This is a genomic window from Bifidobacterium sp. ESL0732 (assembly GCF_029395535.1).
Taxonomy (GTDB): Bacteria; Actinomycetota; Actinomycetes; order Actinomycetales; family Bifidobacteriaceae; genus Bifidobacterium.
Genome location: NZ_CP113920.1, coordinates 2,320,459 through 2,333,438, shown reverse-complemented (window position 1 = coordinate 2,333,438; position 12,980 = coordinate 2,320,459). Strand labels below are relative to the sequence as shown.

General features: G+C 53.9%; 12 protein-coding genes and 1 tRNA gene. 8 read left to right on the top strand and 5 right to left on the bottom strand.

All coding sequences use genetic code 11. From position 1 onward, the window contains the following. Window positions 1-290: 290 nt before the first annotated feature. Window positions 291-1,502, top strand: a complete 1,212-nt coding sequence (locus tag OZX70_RS08795; RefSeq protein WP_277180848.1) for an aminotransferase class I/II-fold pyridoxal phosphate-dependent enzyme — start codon at window positions 291-293, stop codon at window positions 1,500-1,502. 353 nt (window positions 1,503-1,855) lie between these two features. Further along, the gene (locus OZX70_RS08790; RefSeq protein WP_277180847.1) at window positions 1,856-2,299 is read left to right on the top strand and encodes a DUF3995 domain-containing protein; all 444 of its coding nucleotides are present in this window, start codon (window positions 1,856-1,858) and stop codon (window positions 2,297-2,299) included. A 158-nt stretch (window positions 2,300-2,457) separates the two neighbouring features. Here the strand turns inward: OZX70_RS08790 and OZX70_RS08785 are convergent, their stop codons facing one another. Continuing rightward, window positions 2,458-3,456: a ketopantoate reductase family protein gene (locus OZX70_RS08785; protein ID WP_277182194.1), complete on the bottom strand. Its 999-nt coding sequence runs from the start codon at window positions 3,454-3,456 to the stop codon at window positions 2,458-2,460. Between the two features lie 359 nt (window positions 3,457-3,815). Between OZX70_RS08785 and OZX70_RS08780 the strand changes: the two genes are divergently transcribed. The 3 genes from OZX70_RS08780 to OZX70_RS08770 all read left to right on the top strand — a co-directional run bounded on the left by OZX70_RS08780 (window position 3,816) and on the right by OZX70_RS08770 (window position 5,138). Then, entirely contained in the window at window positions 3,816-4,391 is a 576-nt protein-coding gene (locus OZX70_RS08780; protein WP_277180845.1) for a TIGR00730 family Rossman fold protein, read from the top strand. Between the two features lie 217 nt (window positions 4,392-4,608). Continuing rightward, a complete protein-coding gene (locus OZX70_RS08775) occupies window positions 4,609-4,860 on the top strand; it encodes an antitoxin (protein ID WP_277180843.1) in 252 nt (83 codons plus the stop codon). Next, window positions 4,857-5,138, top strand: a complete 282-nt coding sequence (locus OZX70_RS08770) for a type II toxin-antitoxin system RelE/ParE family toxin (RefSeq protein WP_277180841.1) — start codon at window positions 4,857-4,859, stop codon at window positions 5,136-5,138. Before OZX70_RS08775 ends, OZX70_RS08770 begins: the two co-directional genes overlap by 4 nt. A gap of 255 nt (window positions 5,139-5,393) precedes the next feature. Here the strand turns inward: OZX70_RS08770 and OZX70_RS08765 are convergent, their stop codons facing one another. Both OZX70_RS08765 and OZX70_RS08760 read right to left on the bottom strand, forming a co-directional pair. After that, window positions 5,394-6,389 (bottom strand): LacI family DNA-binding transcriptional regulator, encoded by a 996-nt coding sequence (locus OZX70_RS08765; RefSeq protein ID WP_277180840.1) that lies wholly within the window; start codon window positions 6,387-6,389, stop codon window positions 5,394-5,396. A 113-nt stretch (window positions 6,390-6,502) separates the two neighbouring features. Next, the gene (locus OZX70_RS08760; RefSeq protein WP_277180838.1) at window positions 6,503-8,641 is read right to left on the bottom strand and encodes an alpha-galactosidase; all 2,139 of its coding nucleotides are present in this window, start codon (window positions 8,639-8,641) and stop codon (window positions 6,503-6,505) included. Between the two features lie 180 nt (window positions 8,642-8,821). Here OZX70_RS08760 and OZX70_RS08755 point away from each other — a divergent pair, with 180 nt between their 5' ends. The 3 genes from OZX70_RS08755 to OZX70_RS08745 all read left to right on the top strand — a co-directional run bounded on the left by OZX70_RS08755 (window position 8,822) and on the right by OZX70_RS08745 (window position 11,153). Further along, entirely contained in the window at window positions 8,822-10,129 is a 1,308-nt protein-coding gene (locus OZX70_RS08755) for an MFS transporter (RefSeq protein ID WP_277180835.1), read from the top strand. 380 nt (window positions 10,130-10,509) lie between these two features. Further along, window positions 10,510-10,815 carry a type II toxin-antitoxin system Phd/YefM family antitoxin gene (locus tag OZX70_RS08750; RefSeq protein ID WP_277180833.1) on the top strand — a complete coding sequence of 102 codons (306 nt, stop codon included), beginning with the start codon at window positions 10,510-10,512 and terminating at the stop codon, window positions 10,813-10,815. Window positions 10,816-10,817: 2 nt separating this feature from the next. Continuing rightward, on the top strand, window positions 10,818-11,153 hold the full coding sequence (locus OZX70_RS08745; RefSeq protein ID WP_277180831.1) for a type II toxin-antitoxin system RelE/ParE family toxin: 336 nt from the start codon (window positions 10,818-10,820) through the stop codon (window positions 11,151-11,153). A gap of 108 nt (window positions 11,154-11,261) precedes the next feature. On the opposite strand, the gene OZX70_RS08740 is transcribed toward OZX70_RS08745, so the two are convergent. Next, window positions 11,262-11,344, bottom strand: a tRNA-Leu gene (locus tag OZX70_RS08740). Between the two features lie 310 nt (window positions 11,345-11,654). Next, window positions 11,655-12,677, bottom strand: coding sequence for a nitroreductase family protein (locus OZX70_RS08735; protein ID WP_277180829.1), 1,023 nt, complete (start codon window positions 12,675-12,677; stop codon window positions 11,655-11,657). Window positions 12,678-12,980 lie beyond the last annotated feature (303 nt).

Sequence of the window (12,980 nt, the reverse complement as noted above, 5' to 3'; positions counted from 1 at the left end):
CTGCCTCTATGCCCGTTCGGTTTGTGTCATAAATAAGCTGTTTGCTGGTATCCAGTGGGTTATTAGTGGCGGGTTTGTGCTTATCCCCTCCATAAAAGAGCCGCTGGCTGTCGATTAGCGGCTTATTAATGGTGATTCTTTATTTTCGCGCCGTTTTTGGGCCGTTGAGCTGCTCTTAGTGGCTTGTCTGTGGCGGATTTAGTTTGTTTGTTGTATGGAATGTGCTCGTGTGTCACGGATTTTTGAGTTTACGATAGGAATGTTAATCGTTATGCGAATGGAGAATGATTATGAAGTACGATTTCACGTCGATTATGGACAGGCACGGCAAGGATGCCGTCGCGGTTGATGGGTTAGGCAAGGAGCCTGGGTTCGCGCCCGCAGCGCCGAAAGATGGATTCGACATCATTCCGATGTGGATCGCCGATATGAATTTTGCCACCGTTCCTACGATTCAGGATGCGATTATCGAGCGTGCCAAGCACCCCGCGTTCGGCTACTTCCGTCCGACTGACGAGTACTTTAATTCGATTATCGACTGGCAGAGGACGCGCAACGGTGTTACCGGACTGAAGCCGGAAGATATCGGTTACGAAAACGGCGTTTTGGGCGGGGTCGTCTCCACCGTAACCGCTTTCGCCGCGCCCGGTGATTCCGTTCTGCTGCATAGCCCGACCTACGTCGGCTTCACCAACGCCATCGAATCCAACGGCTATCACATTGTCCATTCGCCGCTCAAGCGCGACGAAAACGGCATCTGGCGTATGGACTTCGACGACATGGACAAGAAGCTCAAGGAAAACAACATCCACGTCGCCGTCTTCTGCAGCCCGCACAATCCTTGCGGTCGCGTTTGGGAACGCTGGGAGATCGAAAAGGCGATGGAGGTCTATCGCGAAAACGATTGCGTGGTCATTTCCGATGAGATTTGGTCCGATATCATCCTCGGCGACCACAAGCACATTCCGACCCAATCGGTGAGCGAGGACGCGCGCAACCGCGTCGCCGCGATGTATGCACCGAGCAAGACTTTCAATCTGGCCGGTCTCGTGGGTTCGTACCACATTATCTACAACAAGTATCTGCGTGACCGTGTTACATCGAAGGGTATGAAACCCGAGTACAACGCCATGAATGTGCTCTCGATGCACGCGCTGATCGGCGCCTACAAGCCCGAAGGCCAAGAGTGGGTCGACGAGCTGAGGCAAGTGCTCACCGGCAATATCGATTACGTATGCGATTACTTCACCGAGCATTTCCCGGAGGTCACGTTCGGTCACCCCGAGGGCACCTACATGCTCTTCCTCGACTGCTCCGCTTGGTGCAAGGACCACAACGTCACGCTCGACGAGCTCTTAAAGCGTGCATGGAACGTCGGCGTCGCCGTGCAGGACGGCCGCCAGTTCAAGGCCCCGTGCGCCATCCGCATGAACGTCGCCCTCCCGCTTTCCCGCGTCAAGGAAGCGATGGAGCGGCTGTCGAAGTACGTTTTCGTGGACTGAATGCTTAGGGGCTGAATGGTTTTTGAGCGCCTACTAGTGTTCTAAACTGTTCATCCTTGGCCTATTTTGATATCGATAATCCGCCAATTTCAGACCGATTTTGGCGGACTATTTGTGCACTCTGCTCTGATGAGGCAAAGTTTGAGCCGCCTTGTGTTATCGCAAAAGACTTATCACAGTTGGTGAATGGGTGATGATTGAAAACGATAGCTGCAGAGTTCTTTTAATCCTTGCTGGCAGAAGGGTTTGTGGGATTTTAAGTCATTGATGATTTTGCTGTATCTCAACTGTTTTGGCAACTTCATCACAGAAAGTGAGAGGGCTGAATTTTCGATTACGATAGCATGGAACGTATGGAATTGCTGAAACATATCCTTATCGTGCTCGATATCGTGATGAGTCTGGCCATCCTTTCGGTGCACGCTTACTGGGCTTGCGGCGGGACGAAACTGACCGAATACGTGCTGCCTGCATACAAGCACAACTACAAGCCGCATCTGATGCACGTCAAGGCAGGGGATCAGCCGCCGGCTTGGGCCGCGTGGGGTGTGGTCTTCTGCTTCGTGGTGCAGATAACGCTGCTTATTTGGGACTGGGTGAGCCCGAACATCGTCGTGCGCGTGCTGCTTGGCGTGGCAACGCTCGTGTTCTTTGTCCGTTTCATCGGCGAAACCAATGTGGTCGGCATCTTCAAGCGCGAACGTGACACGGTTTTCGCTTACTGGGATACGCGGCTATATACCCCGGTTTGCTTCGTTTTCGCGCTGAGCCTCGGCGCTTTGGTCTTCATCGGCTAGGAGACTGCGTCTTTAGAGTATAAAAGTTAGCTATGTCGTTTGTCATACAGATATAAAAACGCGTTGAAAGCGACGTTTTGAGAATCTCAATCGTCGCTTTCAACGTGCTAACGAGTTTGGTCAGCCTTAAATAGCTGATTCCCTGTTATCGAAACTGGTTACTTTGTGGCTGTGGCTTCTTCGGCTTCCTTCTTGTGGATTTGGAAGGCGAGTTCGGCGACGTGGACTCCGTGGGTCAGGAATTCCTGGACGCGGCAGGGGCAGTCGTTTTCGCGGCCGACGCGAGCAATGTAGCCGTTAATGTAGTCGACCTCGGTCTTGCGGCCCTTCGACATGTCTTGGTACATAGACGGGTAATGCAACGGGTTGGCGACGCGGCTGACGTAATCGATCTCTTCGATGGCTTCGGCGCCTGTCTGGATGGGCTGGAATCCGGAACGTTCGAGCGCGTCGTAGGCCTCGTTGATCAGCTGCGTGGCCATTTCCTTGTAGCCGGGATACGAAACGAACTGGCCCATGGTGATCTGGTACATCGTGCACAGCGAGTTGATGACCGAATTGAAGATGACCTTGGCCATGCAGGTACCGCGGAAGTTCTGGGTGATCTGCGGGTTGAAACCGGTCTTGTCGAGGTCGGCAACGAATTCCTTTTCCACCGGGGTGACCTCTTCGGTCATCGCGCAGATGTGCATCGTGCCGGCGCCCGGCTTGCCGATGAAATCGACGTCGCCTGGGCCGTTGAAGGCGCTCGCGACCATTGCAGTGCCCCCGTAGATGCGCTCTTTGGGGAAGTATTTGCGGATTTTTTCGAAGTGGCCCCAGCCGTTCATCGCGCTGAAGACGACTTGGTGGTCCTTGAAAAGGCCGGCGTCGGCGCAACGGGTGAGGTAGTTTTGCAAATCCATCTGCTTGACCATGATGATCCAGAGGTCGGGATTGCCGCCCTTGGCTGCGTACTCCTCGGGCGAATAGATATTGGCTTTGACGAGGTGACGGTTTTCGTGGTCGCGCGAGACGTAGACGCCGCCTTGTTCCTTGACCTTCTTGAGATTCGGCTCCCAGATCTCGACGTAATCCACCGGCTGATGCGCCAGCTCTTGCAGCAGCACGCCATACCTGAATCCCATGGCTCCAGCACCGATGATGCCGTATTTCATCATTTTGTCCCTTCTCGTTTACCCCTTGTGGGTTTCGCGGCGTGCGCCGCAAAATCTTGTGGACAACATCATGCGGCAATGCCGTTTATTGGCAGTATGCGTGACGGGAGAAAGGTTTATCGGCTTCGTTTCGTATCGTGGACGATTTTTGAGGCGGTTTTGAGACGATAGGTATATAAAGCGGTCGAAGCATTTTGATGGGAAGATTACTGGATTATTCGCTGTGTTATATGTACAGGACGTTCAATAGACATCAGCGGTAAGTATTATTAAGACGTGAATGGCTGCAATGTGGGGCATGACAACGCTCATAAAGCATGTTTTGGCGGTCAATGAAGGTAAGGATAAAGGAGAACGGGATGAAGATCACGGTGTATTGCGGCGCGGCTAGTGGCAACGATCCGAAGTATGCGGCTGCGGCTGCGCGGCTCGGCAAGTGGATCGCCGGGCTAAACGACGGCGAGCTGGTCTACGGCGGTGGCGGCGTCGGGCTGATGGGCACGGTCGCGCAGGCGGTGCTCGACGGTGGCGGCAAGGTCCACGGCATCATGCCGCAGATGCTCATCGACCGCAACGCCGGCGCCACGGGTCTGACGACGATGGAGGTCGTCGACGACATGGACGTGCGCAAGCGCCGCATGATGGAGCTGGGCGATGTGTTGATCGCTTTTCCGGGCGGCCCCGGCACGCTCGAGGAGATTGCGGAGGCGTTTTCGTCGTCGCGAATTGGTCTGAATAACAAGCCCTGCGTGCTCTTTGACCTCGACGGCTACTGGCAGCCGCTTGCGCAGATGTTCGACAGCATGGTCTCGGCCGGTTTCCTCACCGCGGCTGACCGCGCGAAGCTGCTGGTCACCGATTCGGTCGACGAGATCACCCGTTTCGCCGCCACCTACCAGCCCCCGCAAATCCGCACGTTCCCCGAGCGGAAGTGAATTTTACTTCCAGCTCAGCTCTGTCGTAGGTGGCACAGATATAGTGTTTGGCAAATCGCAGAGTTCATCTGGAAGATTTGCAAACCGTCGAAGTGTACGTTGTCTGGAAAAATAGCTTGGGAGGTCCATGTCTCACGCTTTAAGAGGTGTTCAAAGGGCATGACGCCGAACGCTGATTCATTTGCGCAGGAACGCACATAGGTGTATACATGTTTACATGACTTCGAACGTATTGAGTGTGAGGCTCCCTGCGGCCCTCAAGCAGCGCATTGACCGGCTTTCGTCATCGACGGGCCGGCCCGCGAGCTACTACGTGCGCGAATCGGTGGAGGACAACATCGACCGGCTTGAGTACGAGTACGCCATCGCCGACGAGGCGGAGCGTGCGCGCAACGGAGCACTGCCGACCTACGGCCTTGACGAGACGCTGGGCTACCTAGGGCTGGAACGTAAGGACATCGGCGCGTGAACCCGTGGGAGCTGAGGGCTACCAGAAGATTTCTCAAATCGCTGAAGAAACTCGACAAAACGGTCGCCGCGCAGGTGCTGCGCGATTTGAACAGGCTCGCGTCCCTGGACGATCCCACCAAGCCGTGCAAAGCGCTTTCCGGCCCGTTGAAGGGGCTGTGGCGCTACAGGGTTGGCGATTGGCGCGTGATTCTCGACATCAGGCGCGGCGAGCTGGTCATCCTCGCGCTGGACGTGCAGCACCGCAGCCAGGTCTACAAGGAATGGAACCGTCAATAGCAAGGTAGTCTAAGCTGTGGTTTACGACGGCAGGATACCCAGTGGGAGAGTGCGAGCTCTGTGTGCGGCCTTTGAATATATGTCGTATGGTGCTGAACTGCTTTTGGCCACGTAAGCATGACGGGGCATCATCGGTAAGGCGATGTTGGCGAAATTAATTATTTCAGCCTATAACCCAAATGTGGTTTTCATGGCAATGCAAGAAACGTGCATTCCCGATGAGGGAGGCCATTAAGTCGCCGCAGCAAACGAAAATCAGCGCGGCGCCTGTGCTGATTTCCGCAGGATCACGTTTCCGCGTAATTCGAGTTTGAGAGGTTCCGCTGTCTTGCTTTTCGCCCCACCGGTAATGAGTTCATGCAATGATGTGATGGCTCGCTTACCGGCGTCGGCGAAGCGCATGTGATAGGTGGTCAGCTGAGGAACAATGACTTGGGCAAGAGGATGATCGTCGAATCCTACGACACTGACGTCTTCCGGAATCTTCTTGCCGGCGTCCTGCAATCCTCCGATGACGCCGATGGCGATTTCATCATTGCCGACGAAAATGGCCGTTGCGTCGTCGATTGCGGCTAACTGCTTGCCAATGTGATACCCCGTGGTGGGGCTCCATGTAGCCTTAATCGGCGCTGGAGCAATGAGATGGTGCTCTTGCATGGCCAAAAGCCACCCGGCCTGACGGCTTCGTCCACCCTGATTCGTAGGAACCGAGACGTGATAGACGGTACGATGTCCGAGTTTAAGAAGATAGGTGGTAAGCGAATATCCGCCATAAAATGCGGCTAGCGAAATCTGATTGAGAGTCGTATCCGTTAAGTCGGGTGTAATGGCAATTGATGGAATATTGCTTGGCAGATATGGCAAAGCGGCAGTACCGATTTGGTCGAAGGCTATCAGTATCAAGCCTTCGGGGCTGATTAACTCGATTTGGTGCATGGTATCCAGCATCGTTGCCGGATGGTCCGATTCCAGCAAAGTGATATTGAGGGCATAGCCCAAGAGCTTCGCCTGTTCCATGATGCTGCCGAGAACGCTGGAGAACCCTAGAAGTGTCGTGTTGTCGGTCAATACGCAGATGCAGTGATTCGAGCCTGTTGAAAATGCGCGCGCAATGAGATTGGGCTGATAATTCAACTGATTAATTGCGGTTTCGAGCCTTGAGCGGGTATGCTCGCTAACTTTTTCTGGGCTATTGAAATAACGTGAGACCGTCGCCGTTGAAACGCCGGCAAGTCGAGCCACGTCCTTCATCGAAGGTAACCCATTGAAGCCTTGAGGCATATATATAATCCTTCTCCTGGAATGCATCTTCCCTGAGAAGGATTATATATGCACTCCTCCACCCGTGCGGCGGAGTCCGTTACTTAGTAGCGCACGGCAAATAGTGCGGCGAACGGACCCGTGGCCTGTGTGGGCGTGATAGTGAGACGTTGTTGCTTTGCATCCCAAGTACTGGTCGCCTTGCCGCCGAAGATTTCCTCAACGGAGCTGAAGTTCGCGTTTGCTCCCTGCAGTTGCAAGGAGAAGGCTTGGGAATCGTGGTTCTTGTTCCATACCGCGAGCAGTCCTGATCCATCAGCGGCTTTGAGTCCGAATGTGACGATGTTGTCTCGCCACTGCGGCACATCGGTCGGCCAGAACGGAACTGACGTACTGATGGTCTTGCGAATGCTCTTGTAGACATCGAGTCCCTTGGACACCAGAGCGAACTGATCTACAGGCATTTTCGTCAGATAGCCGGAGAGATACAACCGCCCGACCATGCCGCACAGCATCGTATATTCAGTTTCTGCGAGCGTCATCGTCTCATTCGGGTATGCCCAATTGCCGCATTGCTCGGGAAGCATCATGAGCGGGGCGGCGGCAGCGATATTCGCATATTGCAGATAATCCTGCTGGTCGCTCGTCGATTGCAACTGGCTGTGCGAAAGTGTGGCCCAATCGGATCGCATTGCTCCGGACGAGCAGGTTTCGATGGTCAGTTCCGGGTAACGGTCAAGCAGGGAATCAACCCATTTCAGATACGCTTTCGACGTCTCTAGTTGGCCCTCGCCTCTGCTCGGCGCGTCATAGCTGGTGCCGGCACCGGTATTCACGTTATAGTCGAATTTGAAGAACCTGATGCCGAGTGTCCCCACCAGACGGTCGACCACTGCATTCAGATGATCCACGGCGGCATCGTTGCGCAGGTCGAGCATGTACCTCATATGGGTTTTCAACCGTTGCCCGTTTCTTTGCAGGAATGCGGCTTCCGGCAGCTTTTGCGCCATGGGGCTATTGACTCCGATGGCTTCCGGTTCAAGCCAGATGCCAGGTTTCATGCCCTTATCTCGAATGTGGTCCAGCAACTCGACCAGGCCGTTCGGGAAGCGGGTTTTCGATTCGTTCCACTCGCCGACCGACGGCCACCAGTCACCGCTGTCGTCGTACCAGCCGCAATCGATGCAATAATATTCGGCTCCCGCCTTTGCGGCGGAGTCGATCAGCGGAATCTCGCGTTCGGTTGTCGGGTCTCCCATGAGGGTGTTCATGTAATCGTTGAAAATCACCGGCAGATGCTCGTGGTCGGGGTGCTTGCGTACGGAGAAGCGACGGAATTGCGTCATTTCGTCGACAGCACCGTCAAAGCCCTGCGCCGAAACCGCTATCGTGCCAGTCACCGTGCTCCAGCTGTCGCCGGGGTTGAGGTCAACGCTCCAGTGGTGCTCGATATCGGTGGGGCCGTAAAGGTCGAGATACACTCCGTCGACGCGCTCGCCAACCTGGTAGAGCCAGGGGCCGTTGTTTTCGATTTGCCAGAACACGGCGTCGTTTGTTTCGCGATCAACGAGGCCGCCGGCAGGTTCGATGCTTCCTGTGGACCTACTGGTGCTCGAAGATCTCGTCATGGTCGCGCCGGCAGGTGTGATTGTGGCTGAGAGTGTGCCCTGCGTCAGCGATGACGAATCGACGTTCAGCAGCTTGACCAGCTCGTAGTCGCGGATGTTTTCGTGCCGCCACCGATTTTCTGCCGTCCAGTCGGAAACCGCTGTGTATAGTTCCCACGAATCGGGATTGTTCTTTCCGAGATTCACGTAGGCGGACCACGTGCTTACCGCCGTCAGCGTGTGGGCTTCATCGCCGGCGTTCTTCACGGTCACCGACGCCTGGATCGCCGCAGCTTGGCTGGGAGCCGTGAACGTGGCTGTTACTTCAAGTCCGTAATGTTCGCTGCGCATGTGCACATTGAGCGTTGACTTGTCGTGGTCGGTTACGATTTCGTGACTGGCATATCGCAGATCGTTGCCCACGTAGGTTTCGGAGTAACGCGATCCGAAATTCTCCTGCATCAGCCCATCCATTTCGAGCTGAACAATCGATTGAGGATTCTGGAATGTTGTGATGTCTGAATATGTTCCGTCTGCATGACGCAGATATTCGATATACGGCGGGATATCGGGGGCGTGCGCGATGGACAACGTCACCTTGTCGTTGCCGAATTTGATATGTTCCAATGACGTCAAGATAGACTCCTTCGTTGGTATCTATTTATTAGTATGTAATCAGTTACATTTCTAGAATAGTACATTTATTTCGATAGAAACACAAAATATCGGCGATTTGACATATTCTTTGCTTACTGCTTTACTGTGAATGTAATCAGTTACATATTGTAATTTGTTGCTTACTCAAAGGAGATTCGCATGGATACAACTTCGGAACTGGTTCAGTCTGAGGAGAAAGAAAGTGTTTACAATCCGCAAAGTCCAGGCTTATGGACGTATATCGCGTTCGTCCTTGCCAATTTGGGACTGTGCATTGTCTATGGAGGGGTGCTCCAGGTGTTGCTTGCCACCCAGGCCAATAACATCGCCGGCGCAAACAACCGCGTGGGCCAGCTTGCCATCGTGACAAGCGTTGGCGCGCTGTCGTCGATGATTGCCCAGCCTGTTGCCGGATGGATCGCCGACAAGACGAATCCCAAGTTCGGCAAGCGTAAGTTGTGGATATTGCTTGGCGGCATTCTATCATTCGTGTTCCTGCTACCTGTGGCATGGAGTTCGTCAATCTGGATGTTGACACTGACGTGGGCTGTCTGCATGTGGCCGCTCAATACGATTCAGGTGAATTTGAGCGCATTCATTCCGGAACGCACCCCGCTGAATCGTCGTGGACTCATGTCCGGCATCATGGGGGTTGCTCGCTATGGAGGCATGACGGTAGGCGTTATCATCGTCGGCAAGGTGAATTCCGTAACGATTTCCTATATTGTCATCGGCGTCATTTGCGCATTGGCGGCTGTTCTTTATGCTTTCACTACAAAGGACTTGACCGCCGAACAGCGCCAGGAATGGTCGAGCGCTTCGGATGCGCAACAGCCCAAGGCTGCCGAAAAGAGCAGCGGGAAATCCCGTGACGTGCTCTTCACGTCCGCAGCCCATGATTTCTGGCTGGCTTTCGCTTCTCGATTCTGCGTTATCGGCTCGTACTTCCTCGTCACCGGATACATGCTGTATATGCTTCAGGACTACATCCATTACGGCAATGGCACGCTAAAGGCCGCGACGGCGGGCATGGCGGTGGTGACCACGGTTATCACGATCGGCAACTTGGTGTGCTCTGTATTGGGCGGTCTCATGTCAGACAGCCTCGGCAAGCTGAAGATGTTCGTCATTGCTGCTGCCTTGTTGTTCGTGATCCCGGCTCTTGTAATGTTCTTTGTCCATTCCTGGCCGGCGCTGCTTGTTTCGTGCGCCTTTATCGGGATTGGATTTGGTACGTACAACGCCGTTGATCAGGCTTTGGTGGCTCGCGTGCTTCCTTCCAAGGACACGGCGGCCAGGGATTTGGGCATCATCAATTTCGCCGACGCCGGCCCGCAGACGGTTGCACCGACAATCGCGGCCGCAATCGTATCGCTAACTCATAATTACGGGGTCATTTTCCTAGCAATGGGCGTTTTCTGCGCGATTGGAGCTATCATCGCCACTCGGATTCGTTCCGTATCCTGACTTCGGGCGATAGCGCCTACAAGACCTGCATTGCAATGAATCTTTCGTGCGTGTATGCGTCGCAGATATATGAGGCGGCGGATTTGATACGTCGCCTCATCTCGCGATGATTCCGTCAAAGTTTTGGACTTGATGGCCTAGATGCGTTGCCGGATTGACAGCGAGACAGTGCGGGTTATTGTGCGACAACCATATTCACGCCGACCACCAGTAGTTTCTGCTGATGGCCGGCTTTTCCGTTGGTCGGGATTAGCGACAATGATATTGGAGACGTGAACGTAATTTAATAAACTGGTTTGTCATATGCAGATACTTTCGGTTTATTAATTAGGCTTTAATTTTAGCATAATTATGCTAAAATTTTGATGAGGAGGTGCCCTATGGCGACACAACAGATTCGGCCGGTTTCAGACCTGCGTAATCATTTCGCAGATATTTCCCGTAGCGTTCACCAGAGCGAAGAGCCCGTGTTTCTGACCAAAAACGGATTCGGGGACATGGTAGTCATGAGCATGGAGGCGTATGAGAACCGGCAATATGACAGCCAAGTCTATTCGGCGCTGCTGGAAGCCGAGCGCGAAGAAGGGATGACCGATCAACGTTTTTCGCCGAAGGAGGCGTTGCGAGCCATGCGATCTGCGATTGACCGTGCGTCTGAAGGTGATGAAACTGCTGCGAAGGTTTGACAATGAAGGCTAAGAATCGGAGTGGATCCTATAAAGTCGAAATTCTTCCATCGGCATTGCGTGACGTTGAGCAAATCGTCACTTATATCGCCAAAAGCCTTGAAAATCGTTCTGCTGCATTGCGTTACGCCGATAATTTCTATACGACCTTTGAGGACTTGGCGCAGTTGCCATATTCAAGGCCGTTATATGGAGCTCCGGGAACATTGATACACGAATATCGGCGTGAGTCTGTCGGTAACTATGAGATTTTCTACTGGATCGAGGAAGCTCCCAGGCAAGTGACGGTTGCACGGGTAATTTATGCGCGTAGGGACATATCAAAGCAACTGAAGTAAAGAATAGATAAACTCCGGTCGGCAATTTGTGGGTAAACCGCTTGTTTCCGAAAATCAAAAATCCTCGGAAACATTGATAATCTAACGCTTCCGAGGTTCTTTTATTCGTGCGAGTAGGGGGAGTTGAACCCCCACGAGCATACGCTCACTGCCACCTGAAGACAGCGCGTCTACCATTCCGCCATACTCGCAGACAAATAATAAGGTTACTGCTCAGCCCCGACGAGCGCAAGAGGTTTGTTGCGTTGCGTGTTGTGAACGTGGCTAGAGGGGGAGGCGGACTAATTGCCGCCGCCGTCGTGTTCGGCTCGTTGCCTCCACTGTTGTAGATGCGAGGAAAATCAAGAAAATGGCGTAAAAAGGCTGATTTTCATCGCATGTTCGATTGAGCATGCGAGTAAACTCAGTAAATTCGGCTCATTAGGCTGATTTTCATCGCAGCAGCTGAAGGGTGTGGTGTACAGGTGACGTGAGCGGCTGCGTTCAAAAGCAGCTAAAACGTCACTTTGCCCAGGTGAAATTGCTGCTGCCGGCGCCGATTTCGAAGTTGCGTTTGGCACAGCCCAAGCCGACGTGTGCGAAGAGGCCGGGGGTGACACGGGCGCTGACGGTAGGTAAGAGGTTTCCGCTGGATGCCATCGAGTTGACTGCTGCAGCCGAGTGGGAATCGTTCGCCGCATTTTGATCAGGTATGCCTTTGGCTTGTGCGGCTGGATCTGAAGTGCTCAGACTTTTGCTGTTTACCGTAGAATCAGCCTCCTCAAGCGTGAAATGGAACGGCTGCTGGCTCAACGAGGTCGGCGCGAGGGAGGCCGCAGCGACACCGCGCTGGAACCATTCGGGTGCGTCGGCAAGAGTCGGCACCTCGCCGTTTCCGCCGAGACTGGCAGGCAGCGAGCACAGCGAATCCAGCGGTTTGCTGTGGTGTTTGGCACCTGGCCGTGCGGGGTGGCCGAAGGCGAGAACCCACACCACACGCTCGCCGGGTTCAAGCTCCCACCAGCCGGTTGCAGCGTCGTCGAGCACGGCCCAGGAAGTCGCAAGCCCGAGCTGGACGAGTTTTAGTGCGAGTTGCTCGCCGTAATAACCCACCTTTTCTTCGATTTCGGCCTCTTCAGGCGGAATCGGGTCGTTGGGTTGTGTAGCTGAATTGTCGGCCTGACCTGCATGATTGACTGAACTGTTCACATGCAAATCCGCAGACATCGCGGTATGAGATTGTGCAACATTTGAAGTCGGATTGGTTTTAGCCGCCGGAGCCTTCTTTGCCGGGTGCAGATCGTAGGGGACGTCGATTTTCGTGACCAAAGCAATCGCGTTGTGAACGCCGCTAAAGCGACCGTAATGGGTTTTGTAACCGCAGAAGGCATCTTCAAGACCGGATGCCATCTGGAAATGCAGGCCGGACGAGGCGTTGCAGCGCTCGACTTCGGCGGCGACGTCATCGAGCAGGGCCTTGCTTACCGGCTCGTCACTATACATACGTACGGAATGCCGCTCCGTCATCGCCTCGTTCAGATCCATTTTGCCCCTCTGCCTGTCGTCGGTGAACGTTTCCATCATACCGATTGGCCGGTGATTGCGCGGTTGCGCGCGTTCTGTTCGTCTCGAAAAGTGATGAAGAGCACACTTGTGTTGAATCGTGAGCAACGATACCGTCAGGCCGCAGCGTCTAGCGGCTGGTTTCTTGCATAACGTTATGAAAATGCTAGAAATCGGTCGCTCAGTTGTTCTAAATGACCGCTTTCTTGCATTTATTTCTAGTTATGCGAGAAAACGGCCGTTTAGCGCTCGTCAGTGACCGTTTTCTAGCATCAGCGTGAAATT